General features: G+C 41.2%; 16 protein-coding genes. 12 read left to right on the top strand and 4 right to left on the bottom strand.

The features are described from left to right. Position 1: 1 nt before the first annotated feature. The 8 genes from R8G66_34990 (at position 2) to R8G66_34955 (ending at position 6,608) form a co-directional block, all read left to right on the top strand. On the top strand, positions 2-1,063 hold the full coding sequence (locus R8G66_34990) for a dipeptide epimerase (protein ID MDW3197625.1): 1,062 nt from the start codon (positions 2-4) through the stop codon (positions 1,061-1,063). Between the two features lie 215 nt (positions 1,064-1,278). Further along, on the top strand, positions 1,279-1,476 hold the full coding sequence (locus R8G66_34985) for a hypothetical protein (protein MDW3197624.1): 198 nt from the start codon (positions 1,279-1,281) through the stop codon (positions 1,474-1,476). A gap of 68 nt (positions 1,477-1,544) precedes the next feature. Continuing rightward, positions 1,545-2,006, top strand: coding sequence for an STAS domain-containing protein (locus R8G66_34980; GenBank protein MDW3197623.1), 462 nt, complete (start codon positions 1,545-1,547; stop codon positions 2,004-2,006). Positions 2,007-2,008: 2 nt separating this feature from the next. Next, positions 2,009-3,001, top strand: coding sequence for an ATP-binding protein (locus tag R8G66_34975; protein ID MDW3197622.1), 993 nt, complete (start codon positions 2,009-2,011; stop codon positions 2,999-3,001). Continuing rightward, complete coding sequence (locus tag R8G66_34970; GenBank protein ID MDW3197621.1) at positions 2,998-3,993, top strand: PAS domain-containing sensor histidine kinase; 996 nt, start codon at positions 2,998-3,000, stop codon at positions 3,991-3,993. The genes R8G66_34975 and R8G66_34970 overlap by 4 nt, the downstream gene beginning before the upstream one ends. 1 nt (position 3,994) lies before the next feature. Next, the gene (locus tag R8G66_34965) at positions 3,995-4,657 is read left to right on the top strand and encodes a response regulator transcription factor (protein MDW3197620.1); all 663 of its coding nucleotides are present in this window, start codon (positions 3,995-3,997) and stop codon (positions 4,655-4,657) included. Positions 4,658-5,066: 409 nt separating this feature from the next. After that, on the top strand, positions 5,067-5,645 hold the full coding sequence (locus R8G66_34960) for an RNA polymerase sigma factor (protein MDW3197619.1): 579 nt from the start codon (positions 5,067-5,069) through the stop codon (positions 5,643-5,645). A gap of 609 nt (positions 5,646-6,254) precedes the next feature. Continuing rightward, on the top strand, positions 6,255-6,608 hold the full coding sequence (locus R8G66_34955; GenBank protein MDW3197618.1) for a hypothetical protein: 354 nt from the start codon (positions 6,255-6,257) through the stop codon (positions 6,606-6,608). A gap of 37 nt (positions 6,609-6,645) precedes the next feature. Here R8G66_34955 and R8G66_34950 read toward each other — a convergent pair whose 3' ends face one another. Further along, positions 6,646-7,782: a putative porin gene (locus R8G66_34950; protein ID MDW3197617.1), complete on the bottom strand. Its 1,137-nt coding sequence runs from the start codon at positions 7,780-7,782 to the stop codon at positions 6,646-6,648. 241 nt (positions 7,783-8,023) lie between these two features. Here R8G66_34950 and R8G66_34945 point away from each other — a divergent pair, with 241 nt between their 5' ends. The 3 genes from R8G66_34945 to R8G66_34935 all read left to right on the top strand — a co-directional run bounded on the left by R8G66_34945 (position 8,024) and on the right by R8G66_34935 (position 10,295). Next, entirely contained in the window at positions 8,024-8,410 is a 387-nt protein-coding gene (locus R8G66_34945; GenBank protein ID MDW3197616.1) for a hypothetical protein, read from the top strand. A gap of 243 nt (positions 8,411-8,653) precedes the next feature. After that, on the top strand, positions 8,654-9,886 hold the full coding sequence (locus R8G66_34940; GenBank protein ID MDW3197615.1) for an ATP-binding protein: 1,233 nt from the start codon (positions 8,654-8,656) through the stop codon (positions 9,884-9,886). Next, positions 9,879-10,295: a response regulator gene (locus R8G66_34935; protein MDW3197614.1), complete on the top strand. Its 417-nt coding sequence runs from the start codon at positions 9,879-9,881 to the stop codon at positions 10,293-10,295. The genes R8G66_34940 and R8G66_34935 overlap by 8 nt, the downstream gene beginning before the upstream one ends. A gap of 12 nt (positions 10,296-10,307) precedes the next feature. On the opposite strand, the gene R8G66_34930 is transcribed toward R8G66_34935, so the two are convergent. The 3 genes from R8G66_34930 to R8G66_34920 form a co-directional block, all read right to left on the bottom strand. Next, a complete protein-coding gene (locus tag R8G66_34930; protein MDW3197613.1) occupies positions 10,308-11,009 on the bottom strand; it encodes an ATP-binding protein in 702 nt (233 codons plus the stop codon). Between the two features lie 290 nt (positions 11,010-11,299). After that, entirely contained in the window at positions 11,300-11,623 is a 324-nt protein-coding gene (locus R8G66_34925; protein ID MDW3197612.1) for a hypothetical protein, read from the bottom strand. A 176-nt stretch (positions 11,624-11,799) separates the two neighbouring features. Further along, positions 11,800-12,606 carry a hypothetical protein gene (locus R8G66_34920; GenBank protein ID MDW3197611.1) on the bottom strand — a complete coding sequence of 269 codons (807 nt, stop codon included), beginning with the start codon at positions 12,604-12,606 and terminating at the stop codon, positions 11,800-11,802. A gap of 2,930 nt (positions 12,607-15,536) precedes the next feature. Between R8G66_34920 and R8G66_34915 the strand changes: the two genes are divergently transcribed. Then, entirely contained in the window at positions 15,537-16,013 is a 477-nt protein-coding gene (locus R8G66_34915) for a hypothetical protein (protein ID MDW3197610.1), read from the top strand. Positions 16,014-16,179: the final 166 nt, after the last annotated feature.

The following is a 16,179-nucleotide window of genomic DNA, read 5'->3' as shown; positions in this document are numbered from 1 at the left end:
CATGAAAATCATTCGATTGGAATGCTGGAAGGAAAGTTACCAACTTCGGGAACCCTACACGATTGCCTATGAAAAAATCGAAAGTACCTCCAATGTTTTTCTTAAGATAGATACCGATCAGGGCTTTAGTGGCTGGGGATGCGCGGCACCCGACCCTGAAATCACCGGTGAGGATTACAAAACCGTTTTGAAGGCTTACCATGAAGTCATTGCTCCGTATCTCAAGAGCAAGTCACCTTTTACCTATGCGTTGATACTGGAAGAATTGAGGGTGATGCTCAAAAACCAACCCTCCGCGCTGGCGATGGTGGATATGGCACTATTTGATTTGATCGGTAAAAAAACAGGAGAACCTGTCTATCGATTACTGGGAGGATTCCGACACAGCATTCCTACAAGTGTCACCATTGGAATATTATCAGTAGAAGACACCCTTAAAAAAGGTCAGGAATTCATTGATCAGGGCTTCTTCATTTTGAAAGTGAAAGGCGGTAGAAGTGTTGAAGAAGATGTTGAGCGCATCATTCGACTGAGAGAATCACTTGGGAGTTCAATTGAAATTCGTTTTGATGCCAATCAGGGATATTCCGTTTCTGAGGCAGTCTCCTTTATTGAAAGAACGAAAAATCAGCGAATTGAACTCCTGGAGCAACCCACGCAAAGAGACAACCCCGATCTCTTGAAGCAAGTCAGTAAACAAGTACCCGTCCCCGTGATGGCAGATGAAAGCTTGATGTCACTCAAAGATGTATTTCAATTAACCTCTGATGAGGCGACTGACATGATCAACATCAAACTCATGAAAACAGGGGGCATCACAGAAGCGCTGAGAATCAATGCCGTGGCGAAAGCCGCTGGTGTGGAATCTATGGTGGGTTGTATGGACGAATCTGCCATGGGAATTGCTGCTGGTTTACACTTTGCACTCGCCCGACCCAACATCCATTACGCGGACCTGGATGGTCACTTCGACCTGGAAGACGACACCTTTGCCGAGATGGTTATCTGCAAAGACGGAGTACTCTACCCCTTAGAAAGGCCCGGCTTTGGGTGGTCAGAGTAGTTTTATTTCGGCAAATATCTGGCACTAGCTAAAGCTCAAAATCGCCTGGACAAGTGTATTACTGTCATTCAGGTCCATTGGTAAATACATTTTTGTTGCGTAAGATGTGACTTCTGGTGTCCAATTCGTCTAATCATCATGAGATTAGGAAAAGGATGAGCGGGGCGGCCACATGTGACATGAGACAGCCCCGGTTCATTGCCTATGTTATATAAATGAAAAAGATCAATTACGATAAAAGAATATCCTCCTTGTTGGACAAAATCAATGGCCTGGCTCAGGAGTTACTTACACGGCCCGATAGAGAGAGCCCGACAGTGATTGATCGCTATCTCATGAAAATGAATAAAATGCGAGCATCGATCACGGACCTTAAGATCAAAAAACTGCAGGGTGATTCCCATACTTTTTAGGTGCGTTTGCAGCGGTTTTGCTGATATTATCTGACAACCATTTAACTTCCTTCCAAAAAAATCAAATCATGGCAAAGCAGGAGAAAGAAAGCTTAGAAGAACTTACCCAGGGCCAGGTGGCCATAAGTCGAAGAAAACTGGGTGGTGAAGCACCTATCGTCGTAAACGAGATAATAGAGGGATGTCTTTACACCGGCATGTTTGGAACACTGGATTCCGCTCGTATGAAGGCGGTTGTGGACCTCATTCTGGCAGTAGCATCCAATAGCGATACCGACATCATCATCATCGATTTGAGCAACATCGATATTGTGGATTCTGCGATTGCCACACAATTGATCAAGATCAACAAGACCTTGCAGATGGTAGGCATGCAAGTCATGTTTTGTGGTATCAAGCCCATTGTGGCACAATCAATTGTAGCTGCTGGCATCGACATAGGTAATGTAGATGTCGTAAAAAATCTGAAAGCCGCCGTGATGGAAGTGTTCAAAAGAAAAGGATTGAAAGTTGTAAAAGCTGATCAGTAACTGTGACCAAACCTTCCAGTATACCTATACAATCCGAAGCAGACGTGCGCTATGCAGCAGAATTGGCCTCGCATTACGCCAATGAAATGGGTCTGGAGACCTCATCCAGTGCGGAGCTGGCCCTGGCCGTTTCAGAAATAGCCCAAAATGCGATCAGGTATGGTGGAGGTGGCAAAGCGCTGTTTTCCAGTGGAAACGCTGGCCGAATTCTTCAGGTAATGGTCAAAGACGAAGGTGCCGGAATTTTGAATTTAAATGAAGCCATGAGAAAAGGATACACCACTTCCAAAGGCAGCCTTGGAGTAGGACTGGATGTGGCCCGAAGATGCGTAGACGAATTTCAAATTTCCACCAGTGAAGAACGAGGTACCCAGGTCACACTGAAGAAGTTCTTACCCATTCCCGAAGAAAAGATCGACTATGGAGTGGTGAGTCTGGCCGATGAAAACTACGCAGTAAACGGAGACGACTATTTGATTCATGAATATGATGGTGATAAGGTCTTAATGGCAGTCCTAGACGGGACAGGAGAAGGCTATGCTGCACACACCGCGGCCTATCTGACAAAAAAATTCCTGATCGAAAATTACCGACTTCCCCTGGACGAACTAGTTATCCAATGCCACTCCGTACTGAAAAAGGCCGAATTGGAGCGAGGAGTCACCATTGCCTTAGGAAGATTATCGGAAGGCACCTTTGAGTACATTGGCGTCGGGGACACCCATGCTTACTTATTGGGTGAAGAGATGTCCATGATCACCAACCATGATGGTATCGTAGGATTGTTTCAGCTGCCCACCCTCAAGCTTCGCAAAACCAAACTTGAGCCAGACACTTACATCCTGCTTTGTACAGATGGCATCAAGTCCAACCTTTGGCTCGATGAGGGCCAGGCTGATCATCCACAAAAAATTGCCAATTTCGTTTTCCGGGAATTTCACAGAGATTACGGAGATGTTACAGTTTTAGTCGCACGCTACAAAGCCCCCTTATGATACAAAGGCAGGATTTTACGGAAACCAATGACTTTCTTCTTTCTCTGATCGGGTCAGCTCCCTACGGGATCATTGCCATCGATCTGGAAGGTTTCGTAACCATCGCCAATACACAGGCGATCGAATGCCTGGGACTTAAGACATCTGTTCAGGAGTTGGTCGACATGGAGATTCTGGAGGTCGTTCAGGGTATGGAAGAGCTAACCAATGAAATCAGAAAGTGTCTGACAAAAGGAAGAAATGACTTTGACCTGGAGGAAGTAAGTTATCTGGACAAGTATCTGACATTCCGTGGACGGAAGATACTTGGGGGAATGGTGATCACCATCGCCGATATCACATCTGTCAAGTTATCAGAGCAAGAGATCCTACACTCATTGCTACAAGGCCAGGAGCAAGAACGCAGAAGACTTGCACAGGAAATTCACGATGGCATAGGCCCCTCCCTCTCCACCATCAAGCTCAACCTTGCCAATATTGAAAGTGATCTGCAACAAATCGACCCGTCCCGCTTGGAGAATTTTAGAGCATCCTATCAGATGATAGATGAAGTAGCCAATGACCTCAGATCCATTTCACACAACCTCCTTCCGAAGGTACTATTGGACTTTGGCTTGTTGGAAGCATTGGATACACTGATCGAACGCATCCGGGAAAGAAAGACCATTGCCATCGAGTTCCTCAATCCCGCAAAGGATCTGAACTTATCCAAGACCACAGAGCTTGGTCTTTATCGGATCATACAAGAGCTAATCAACAACACTTTGAAATATGCCGAGGCCACCAAAATCACCCTACAGCTTGTCAAACATGAAAGCACCGTACTATTGACCTATGAAGATGACGGCAAAGGCTTTGACCCTCATGTCGCTCGAAAAGGAATCGGATTGTTCAACATTCACAACCGAACACTCGCCTTGGGAGGCGAAGATGAAATACATTCACAGCCTGGCAGGGGCATGAGTGCCACCATCGAAGTTCCAATTGCATGATATGGAAAATACACTGAAACTTTTGATCGCAGATGACCACAAGATCTTTCGGGATGGGCTTGTGGCCTTACTCAACAAAGAAGAAGACATGGAGGTCGTGGGCGACGGAGGTTCCGAGAGTGAGATCAATAGTATTCTCAGTAAAACACAGGTAGATGTGATCCTGATGGACATAGATATGGGAGAATCAAGCGGCATTACCATCACTGAGGACGTTTCCAGTAAATATCCAGCTACGCATGTCCTGGCACTTTCTATGCATGGTGAACGTAACTACATTGTTAAGATGATGGAAGCTGGAGCCAAAGGGTACATCTTGAAAAATGCCGGTAAGGACGAAATGATCACGGCCATCAAGACCGTCGCTGCAGGCAATACGTATCTCAGTAGTCAGGTGTCTTCCAAGTTGTTTGAGCAACTTTCCAATCCCAAACCTCGAAAGGGGCACGTCAATGCTGATGGCTCCATCCCATTGACAGACAGAGAAACAGAGGTATTGAAATTAATCGCGGAAGAATACTCCAATCCGGAAATAGCCGAGAAGCTATTCATAAGTATCCGAACCGTAGACACGCACAGGCGCAATTTGCTGGAGAAGCTTCAGGCCAAGAATACGGCCGGACTCGTCAAACATGCTTTGAAGATGGGTTTGTTGGATTCTTAAATAGTGTGACTTCTGTCAGTTTTTCCGTCTAAAATTCTAAAGAAAAAAGATGGGCAAGCCCAAGCGTACAATTGGTTCTTTGACTAGCGAAACTAATTCTAGCCACATTTTGGGTTTAGCGGCTGTTAAAGTATCATCCGATAGGAATTTACTGACGACCATCCCTCAAATTCGTGAGAGGTCAGAAAACAGCTTCCTGGAGATCGAAAACGCACTTGAGGGTTATCACTTGACCATCTCCGACCTGCGGCTACCCCATTTAGAAGTCTAGGTAAATTACCTACGCCCCAAGCAAATCACCTACGTTCTGAGCGTATTACCGATTTTTCAATATCGGCTTTTCAGCTCTTATAATCCGTTCTCCGCATTCGGAATTTAGCATCATCAAACGAACACGAAAAATTACTTGATGATGAATAACTTGAATACACTGACCGACGAATTATTGGCTGCAAAAGCGCAACAAGGTGATGACAAAGCCATGGGCTTGCTCTACTCCAGATATTATATGCTTGTTTTCAACAAGTGTCTTTCATTTACTAAAAACACCGACGAAGCAAGTGATTTAGCTCAGGACGTGATGTTGCGTGTCATCGAAAAGATCACGACCTTCAATGGACAATCCAAGTTCTCTACATGGCTATACTCCATCACGTTCAACTACTGTACTGATCAAATGAGAAAGAAGAAAGGCAAGCACTTTGAAGATGTGAACCTCCATTATGAGATCATCGACGATTCTGAACACGACCTGGATGCCGCCCTTTCAGCAGAAGTAAAAGAAGGTCAGGCAGGCAAAGCACTTTCGATGATCAGTCAGGAAGACCAGGATTTATTGATGATGAAATACCAAATGAACAAATCCATTCAAGAGATACAGGTCATGCTCAACCTATCCTCTAGTGCTGTAAAAATGCGATTGAAGAGAGCAAGAGCTAAAGCTACAGACATTTACGAAAGCAGCCTCACAACGGCGACTTTTGCTTAGTGGGTCTTTCAACTAAAAATTCAATTGACAAGTTATTCTTTTTTGGGCGTATCCTTTGTAGATTCTTCAATGTCAGATTTCGTTTGAATAAGCTAATCCCATGTCTATTATAGATGTCAGATATAAGAAGATACTTATTCATCTTATCCCTTAACAAATCACCTAATGAAACAACTTCCATTGTAAATAATTCACCGATTTTCTTTCCATAACAAGTTCATCTCCTCACTGAAGTGGATGAAGCTTACAATGGCCAAACCCTGAATGTAGCTGTATCAAAGAGGTTTCCCTAGGAATAGCACTTTCCAATAAAGTTTCCTTATGGGAATGCAGTGATTTTCAAATCAGAATTTGCTTTAGTCAAAACAAGTTTCTTTAGCGCATCTGCGCTTTTTATACAAGTGTGGAAAAGTGTTGACCTTACTATCCGTGAAAGTAACTTGAACAATTTTAAGGACCGTATCACTTCATTTTAAGAAAAATTGGGTTCTTGTGTATATTGGAAGATTACGCAATAACTCAATACAGACATTGCAGATTCCAGCAAAGTAAGCGGCCCCAATACTTGAATCAATCCTTTCAAGTGTTATGTCCACAGTATCTTAGCACGTGTCCAAGACCTACCTACTTATTTCACTGCTCGTTTTCTTAACGATGATTGGTGCATGCAGGCATCAGTATAACAGAGAGATCATCATCGACGATGTGTCCAAAGCGAGAACTGATACTATTTGTTTTAAGCTTGCTTCTCATGAAAGTTTCAGCCGCTTATCACTTTCTATCAAGGGGAACCTCAATGGTAAATCGCTGATCGACGAAATGGAACTTTCACCAGGAGAAATAGATACGGTCTTTATCATGGAATGGGTTTCTTCCTCTTACATCCTGAGATACATGCCCATCGAAGCAACTGAAGGCATTCTCAAAATCAATTTGGAACTTGCGACTGAGGTGAATTTCTAGCAAAGTAGCCATCAGCTCATGAGGTGCTTGTGACATCTTAAAATCTGACATCTATGTCAAATCGAATTCTTTGTCCGTTTTCTTTAAAGGCTCCAAGAGCCACCAATTGTTGAATATTGTAGTACTTCATCTTCAGGGTGATGTTATCTTCAATGCTGGTCCCAATTGTAAATTCTATACCCTGAAAATTAGTCAATCTCCCATCCGGTGAATCATAAGCAGAATAATCCCATCTGGTCCAATCATTCTGAGCCATGAAATCCAAAGCAGAATAGCGCTGCAAATTGGCATAAGTAAGCTCAATATGCCAGTTGCCCTTAGCCGATAACTCCCCATAGCTTACAGCCATGGTTATTCCTTCCTTTTGCCCCGCTAAATTCTGTGGAATGGAATCGTTCTCGCTATAGTCTTCCAGATTATGGTACCAGTCCATTTCTAATTTGACTAAAGGTGATTTGCTCAACTTGATATATCCTCCGATGCTGACTATGGAATAATTTAGGCGATAGGTTTCTGCTCCATCAGGGATGTTTTGAATATTTCTAAGCAGATAAAGCGAAGGCCAAAAAGAAACCCTATCATTGAAATTTTGAGAGACGATTTGAATCCCTTGCAGGTAGCTATCATCCTTAAATCTGCCTCCTCTTGTATTCATGACAAAATGGCCAGCATGAAATGATAAACGATCAATCCATCCAGCATTTAGAGGAACTATTTTATTCAGATGTATCCCCTCGGGAAATACATTATCGCTCCAAAAAAGTTCATTTTGTTTCTTGAATGAGAATGAGTTTTTACCTAACCAAATCCTAAAACTTCGCAATTCTGTTTGAAAATAGGCTTTTTCTAATGCGATAGGTAGGGTCCCAAATTCATTGAACCCATCACCTAATGTCAGTTGAGGGTCTTGCTGTTTTCTGGGATTACCGGTTCGTAACCTGATACCAACCTGGGTTTGATCATTATGCTGATATACCAATCCAGCTCTTATCCTGTACCTCAGCCTTGATCGATCAGTTCTGAACTCGCCATTTGACTTGCGAGAGTCCCAATCCTGTTCAACCCTAAACCTAAAATCGCCACTGAAGTTAATCTTTGACTTAAGGGAATCGGTCTGAGCAGACACTGAAAATGAAAAAGCCAGGAATGAAAAAATAGAGAGATACTTGATCAAGTGGTTTATTGGTTATTGCTATCCACGCTAAGATATTACGCAATGCCTATCTGAAAAAGCACGCTATCAAGCTTTCTTAAGTAGCTTATCTCATTGTACTCGGAAAGGAATAAGGAAAGTCAGTTGCAATTTTCAACTCACCTACAATATGGTCCTATTGGCCGAAATGACCCATGGAACAGGTCCACACCATCCAACGTTCTGCGTATATTTCACTAACAAATGAAAGTCCTGATCGACCATGTACAAGATTGAAGTGAAACGTTATGGGATCAAATTAGCCTTCGAAGGGTTTATTAGCCCGGAGGAGATGCAGGCCTACAAGGATGAATTCAAAACAACCTTGGATTTGGTGTCACAACAATTTGGATTATTGGCGGATATGCGCAGCATGAAACCCCTTCCAGCGGAAAGTCAGGCCATTCTAAGTGCGCACCCGGAATGGACAGCCACCCGAATTGTGCGTTCTGCTACGATCATTGATAGTGCCTTGGTCAAAATGCAATCCCGAAGATTGTCGAAAGAATGGAAGCAAGATTCAACAAAAAGATACATTGATTCCACCCAATATCACGATTGGGAACATCGAGCTGAAAAATGGATCCGAGATGGGATAGAACCCGAATAACTAATATCAACGACAAAGTCACCTACCTTCAGTAAGTTTATCGCTTAGGTATGCGCAATCGCGTATTGTCTATGCTGGTTGTATGCAGTGGGGGTTTGACCTCCACTGTTTTTTAAGGAATAGAATAGTCCTTGAACAGCCCAATAACCGAAGACACTCCGTAATTCATCGATTTCGCTTACTATAGGTATTAGAAGTTTTACTATCTTCCGATAACCTGGCCTTTGCTAATTGACTAACCTAGTGACTACCCAAAAAGATAGGAGTTGGTTTAGACTCCTGATGACTTTCGCCTATTGTTCGACCCTGAGCTTTAGTATCTACTTCTATGTTCGTGAAGTTTACATTCTGGCGTACAATGGCTTCTTTTGCCTTTCTCTGTTTTTCATTTTTGGCATAGCCAGTTACTTCACAAAGCATCTTAGATGGCTCTTTCGGCTTTCTGTGCTTACGGCCTTTCATGCCTTCTATTTCGAGGTTTTCTTCACAGGTGGAGTGTTCTCACCGGCATTACCTGAGTTCATCATACCTCCCATCATTGCATTCTTCTATAAACCCGTGAGGGATCGATATTTCTTCATGATCGTAGCGGTTTTATGTGCCTTAAGTATTTGGCTATTATCATCGTTAGGTTACACAGAAAACCGCTTTCCGGCAGATTGCATGATGGAAATGCATATTATCTCCACATTCTTCGTTTTTGGCATCGTAGGGGCATACATCTATATCTATCGTAAGTCGCTGAATGAGAAGAATCTCGAACTTAAAATGTCTTACCAAAAATTGGTCGAGTCTGAGAAGATGGCCTCACTAGGACTATTATCTGCCGGTGTTGCTCATGAAATCAATAACCCATTGAACTTCATCAAGGGAGGTATTGAAATGTTGACCATGCAATTAAACGGTTCAAAAGACGCAGAGCCCTATGTACAAGCAGTTGATGAGGGAGTGAAAAGAGTAGCATCAATTATTGATAGCCTCGCACACTTTAGCAGAGATTCTCCTGCGATGAATGAAGTTTGTGACATTCAGAAAGTGATTGACAATTGTCTGGTAATGCTGAACCATAAACTTAAATACAAGGTAGAGTTAGTTAAGGAATATGAGGACTTAGGCTCGTTAAAAATCATTGGGAACGAGGGGCAATTGCACCAGGCCTTCCTTAATGTCCTCACCAATGCGGAAGAAGCCATTGATGAAAGTGGTACCATTTCTATTCGCACTTACACGGATGGTGAGGCATTAAAAGTCACCATTTCCGATACCGGCCGAGGAATAGATCCAAAGTATATCAATAAAATCAATGACCTGTTTTTTACTACAAAAGATACAGGAGAAGGTACGGGTTTAGGATTGTCTATCACTTACAAGGCGATTGAAGAACATGATGGTTCCATTGCAGTTGAATCCGAAGTTGGTGAAGGAACGAGCTTTCACATTACATTCAATAAACCTCTTACGTTTGATAGTGAGTAGACAACTAAAGCATACTGTGATGTTCGTTGATGATGAACTCATCAATTTGCTCCTATTCGAAAAACGATTTGAGGTAGACTTTAAAATACTAACAGCCTCCTCCGGAAAGGAGGCTTTGGGAAAATTGGAAATACATGTTCACGAGCTGGAAGTCATCATTAGCGATATGCGAATGCCATCCATGTCCGGTCTTGAGTTTATCAAGACAGCCAGAAAACGTTTCACCGGCATTCGTTACTTTATCCTTACAGGATATAGTTATGATAAAGAGCTCGAAAATGCATTGCAAGATCAGGTGATTGAACGACTTCTCAAGAAACCCTATGACTATGAAACCATTAAGGATGCTGTTGTTCGATACGATAACCCAAAGATTTCGATAAGTAATAAAACCGATGCTAATATTTGATTAGTAAACACCTCAAAAACTCAAAACAAACGTTGTGCCTTTTCCTGGTTGAGAGAGTACTTCAATCACGCCCTTATGTTCCCTAACAATGTTATACGCTATTGACAACCCGAGACCTGTTCCCTGTCCTGGAGGTTTGGTCGTAAAAAATGGGTCATTGATCTTGTGAAGTATTTCTGATTCTATTCCGATTCCCGTGTCGGCAATGATGACCTTTCGTATCTCTCTATCCAATTCGGTGGAAATCTTAATTATACCAGAATCGGGAATTGCTTGTTCTGCATTGGCCAGGATGTTTAGAAAAGCTTGATGCAGTCTCCCTTCGTTACCGATTAAATTAAATTGTTCAATTCCAAATTCCTTTACAATTTCAACCTTATGCCTGGTCTTGCTTTCAAGCATCAATAGACAATTGTCTATAATCGCATGAACATCACATACTTCATGCATATCCCTACTTTCCCGGCTGAAATGACTCAAGCTTTTGACAATAGTAGTTGCTCTGGCCACTCCATCATTGATCACATCCAGATAAGGCTCCAGTTCATTTACCGGCTTCCCTTCCTTTAAATCTAGCTCAAGCACCTGAACACCTCCCTTAATGAAGTTTAGCGGATTATTGATTTCGTGTGTTATTCCAGCCGAAAGTACCCCAAGAGAAGCCATTTTCTCTGTTTCAATCAGCTTTTCCTGAGTTCTCCTGAGATCAGACAAAGTTATTTGTAACTCTTTATTCGACCTTTCTGATTGAAGAACGGCTGTTTTAAGCAAACCAACTAAATATGAAATCAACCAAAATACCAAGCTGCTTACAATGCTCACATTAATTACCAGGAAAAGAAGCGAATGATCAGGAAGTACGACGGGCTTAATTGAGAAAAAATAACCTTGATAATAAGAAGAGATTCCAATAAGGCCTAGGAAAAACAGCCACCACAATAGAGAATGAACCTTTCTTTCATAGGCTAAGGAGGCAACTAATGAAAACAGAGACCAGATCATTATTATTCGGACGAAAAAAACCCACCCAAAGACCATTGGAATAGAAATGGGAGTGTCAGGCTGATGAAAACCTGAATGAACCTTACTTTCACAAAATCCCTGGTCTGTTGAAAGTATATCATGTTCCCGATGCTAATCACTACATAACCATAAGGAATAATAGAAGGATAAATCAGGCCATGAAAAACAGAGATCGTTCCCCAAAGGAGACCTCCTAAACTCATAAACAAGGTCAGAAAGACTAAAAAGCTTTTTCTGCTTTTATGAATTGTCGACTCAGCTTCATGATGGCCTAAAGAAGAAATCCCCTGAATTATCTCAATCATACTTTATTAATTCAATGAACCGGGCTGGAGCTTGATTTAATGAGATCTTAATGAATCAGGTCGAAACTAACCTTCACTGTAAGTACTCTATCCAATTCTTCGATGAACGGGCCATATCACGACTTTTTCAAGCATTTACATTGGAATGATGACACTGGCTCCCTTAAGTCAGAAGATTATTCCTCACCTTCTTTATTCCCACTTTCCTTGAAGTAACCCTGATCTTTCATCAACATGTGATTGATGTGTTGTTGCTTCTCGTTGATACGTTCTAAATTTACTTTTGACTCTTCTAGCTTAGAATTGCTCTGTTTTAATTCTTCCTGAGCAACTGCCAACTGTTGGTTCTTCTTCTTCAACTGGATCGAAACCTGTTTCAATTTATCATTGATCGCCTGCGCTTCTTGCTGTGCCTTCTGACTTTGTCCAACATAAAATATAACAAGGCCAAACACAATAGTGGAGATGACCAATGTATTGAGTGTGAGAAACAACAGTGATTGATCTGCTAATATTTCTGGCTTATTCGAAACAAAAAAACCATCATAATTAAAGGACACGATTCCAAGTACCAGGTAAAGACCCATCCAAATAAGAGAGAATTTTACATCTCCCAAAGCGGGCGCTGAGGTTACTGCAAGGATCGCCCAAAGCATAATCAAGCCAGATGAAAAGAATCCCCCAAGAGACCATTGAAATAGAAATGGAAGTAATAGACTGATAAATAATTGTACGACTCTGGCGAAATTGAAGTACCTCAGTACACCAAAAAGGATAAGGTTAATCATTGAGATTGCCACATACCCATATGGAATAAGCGACTGCCAGGTCAAACCGTAGGCTAAAGAAATGCTACCCCAAATGATACCTCCACATGACATGAAGGTTGCAAGGAATACTAGGAAGCTCTTACGTACTTTAATCTCTGGGATATCGGATGTAGTTTGTCCAATACTCAAGTACTGTTGAATCACGTTTGCCATCGTTACTATTGGTTGATACTAGGTTATTTGTCGAAAGTAATTCCGATGGCTGGCTCTAAATGTGCAGATTCGTTCAGGGGGCGAATCTGCAAGGCAAGTTATACTGTTTTCTCGATTTGCTCATTAATCGTCTTTGACAGTCCGCAAAGTGTATTATTAGCGACGTAAAAGTAAAAAAGCAATGCACCTGGAAGTCGCATTGCTCAATTTAGAAACTGTGGAATGATAGAGTTCCACACAATCAATATACAATATCGTAACTGATTCCAGAAATTATGATGAGTCACTAAGAGAAGAGCTGGTTGAATAGGAAAACAAAAAGCACACGCCTACTGACATGTGCTTTTCACTCATTAAGAACCAGCTATGGAAAATAGATACTCACTATTTTATGATGGTGAAATTACTGACCTTCATATAATCAAGAATAAGAATTTCGGTAAACGTGGAATTTTAAAGGCTAAACTGAGGTAAAACAGCTATCAAAGAGTTTATCAAAGCATGCAGCACACTTATGGCAGAACCTCCCTTAGCGTGTTCAGGATATAGTACAATTTTAGTTGGGTCAAATTACACGTCATTAGTAAGTTCATCTCCTAGCTAAAGAAGAACAATGTCGAAATTGAGGTAAGATTACACCAAAGAAGTTTCCTTAAGGAAACGCAGTGATTTTCATTTCAGAATTCACTAAAATCAAAACAAGCTCCTTAAGCGCTCCTGCGCTTTTTTAACAGGATGTAAGAGGTATGGCTTCATTTAGGCGAGTTCGTTTAGGAAAAGGCTCTTACATAGTCGAGTTTCCTTAAGAGCTTTCAAAATTCAACACACCCACCTTAAGGAGTGTGCGAATAAAAAACCCTAAGCATTTTTTTATAATTCCTTAGCAAATGCATCTCCTCGCTAAAGGAGGAAGAAGCTGAAAATAGCCAGACTTTGTATGTAGTTACATTAAAGAGGTTCCCTTAGGATAAATAAAGTTTCCTTAAGGAAATGTGGTGATTTACACGACAGCATGCGCTTTAATCAAAACGAGCTTCTTAAGCGGACCTGCACTTTTTTAAACACCATGTATGAGGCATTGACTTCATCAAGACGAGTTTGCTTAGAAAAAGCTCTTACAGAGCCGAGTTTCCTTAAGGAATTTCAAATTTCAACAAACCACCCTTAAGAAGTGTGGGAATAAGAAATCCTAAGCGTGCTTTAAAATTCCTTAGCAAATGCATCTCCTCGCTAAAGGAGGCGGAAGCTGAAAACGGCAAGGTATTGAATGTAGTTTCATCAAAGAGATTTCCTTAAGAAACAGCACTTTCTAATCAAGTTTCCTTAAGGAAAAGTGGTGATTTTCATCTCAGCATGCGCTTTAATCAAAACGAGCTTCTTAAGCGCACCTGCACTTTTTTAACACCATGTATTAGGCATTAACTTCATCAAGACGAGTTCGCTTAGGAAATGGCTCTTACATAGTATAGTTTCCTTAAGGGATTTCAAAATTCAACACACCCGCCTTAAGGAGTGTGGGCATAAAAAACCCTTAGCAAATGCATATCCTTGCTAAAGGAGGAAGAATCTGTAAATGGCAAGGTATTGAATGTAGTTATATCAAATAGGTTTCCTTAGGAAATATCAAATTTCCTAAGGAAATGTGGTGATTTTCATCTCAGCATGCGCATTAATCAAAACGAGCTTCTTAAGCGCACCTACACTTTTTTTAACACCATGTATTAGGCATTGACTTCATCAAGGCGAGTTTGCTTAGGAAAAGGCTCGTACATCACCGAGTTTCCTTAAGGATTTTCAAATTTCAACACACCCGCCTTAGGAGTATGGGAATAATAAATTCCTTAGCAATTTTTAAAATTCCTTAGCAAATGCATCTACCTGCTAAAGGAGGAAGAAGTGAAAATAGCAAGACATTGAATGTAGCTACATCAAAGAGGTTTCCTTAGGAATTGTTCTTTCAAATCAATTTTTCTTAAGGAAATACGGGGGGCTTCATATCAGCATGCGCTTACAATGAAAACAAGTTCCTTTAGCGTACCTGCTTCCTTTAACTCAAAAAATAAGCACTGTTGGGGTCAATGAGAAACATCAACACAGGCTTGCTTAAGGAGCTGATCTTCTTAGGCCAATATTCCTTAAGGAATAGGTATTACATTTCCATACGAATTCTTAGCCAAGTGCAATCATTGGTAGGGTTTCCTTAGGAGTAGCTTAGAAAAATTATATTTTCATGGATACTTCTTTTCAGGAAAGGAACGGAATCTAACTTTTCTAAGAAAGTGGTTCTCCTTAACCTTACCGATCTGCTTCTATATAATGACTGACAGCATGTGATAATCCAGCCTGACTTCCTCACATAAAAGGCCACACCGATGATCTATCTCAGCATAATGGGGCAGTATTTATATGGGGTATAAATTAAACATCAATTAAGGAGGTAGCTAAATAAGTGAGACGGGTTGCCTCTATATCTTTCAGAAAGGATCATTGCGAGAGCCACCGTATCGAAGAACGGTCAAGCCCTTAGATAATGGAAGTAGACTAATGAACTCAATTCTAAAAAGGAATAGCTGTTCTTCACACCAATCAGTCCATACGACCAGATGCCTTGAGAGCAAAACTCATAGCACCCTTCTTGGAAATTGAACAATTCTAATATCACTTATTGGTAGTCTCCAAGTAACCTTCCTGGCATTCTCATCAATTATCACCACTAAATAGAGGTAGTTAAGGTAAGTGTGAAGGTATGTTTTTGTACCGATTTGCCATTTTCAGACACAGAAATTTCGTCGAAAATTGACTTTAGAAAGCAGCTTAATTATACTTGTAAGTGATTGATAGACAAATACTTGAACTAGTTTACAATTTCTTTCACCTCAGTTTTCAAATAGTTTACAATGAGTTTCATCTCGCTTTACATCTAATTTACAATGAGTAACAAAACCCTGAACAATTACAGCAAATTACAACAACAAATCGACCAGGTAATCGGCAAGATCGGATTAGACAAAACCATCTTTTTACTGTCAAGTTTTATCGACTCCTCAGACATTGCCGTCTCTCAACCCCAGAAGTTCCAGATGCTTTCCCACTACCTGATTACAGAGTGCATCCGCGTCTTCGAACTCAATGACAAACTGTTCTTCACTTCCAACATCCAGGAATACAGAGACGCGAGGATGGTTTGCTATCATTTACTCAAAAAATACACGGGATTGAGCTATTCCAAAATCGCTGAAGACTTTGGATTAACAAAACGGAACATCCTTTATGGGGCTAAAAAGTGTGAGGAGAAGCTATCGGTTCCTTACTACTATGAAGGGTTTGTCGAGAAATACGACTTGCTTGAAAGCACTTTCCTGCAATTCATTTCTAAGCTGTCTCCAAAGGCTGAAGAACATAATTGAAATGCTGATATAAGAAATAGGATGAGCCAAAAAAAGGACACAAAAACAGGTTCAATTTCGACTGAAAATATGGAGCACTTTTTGACGCTCTATGAATTGCAACAAAATGGGGCATTTTGACACGATAAAACGGGTATTATCATCCTTATTGAAGATGAATCAAGTT

The sequence above is a fragment of the Cytophagales bacterium genome, assembly GCA_033344775.1.
Classification (GTDB): domain Bacteria; phylum Bacteroidota; class Bacteroidia; order Cytophagales; family Cyclobacteriaceae; genus JAWPMT01.
The sequence above is the reverse complement of the archived record's forward strand: the minus strand, read 5'-3'. Positions and strand labels throughout refer to the sequence as shown.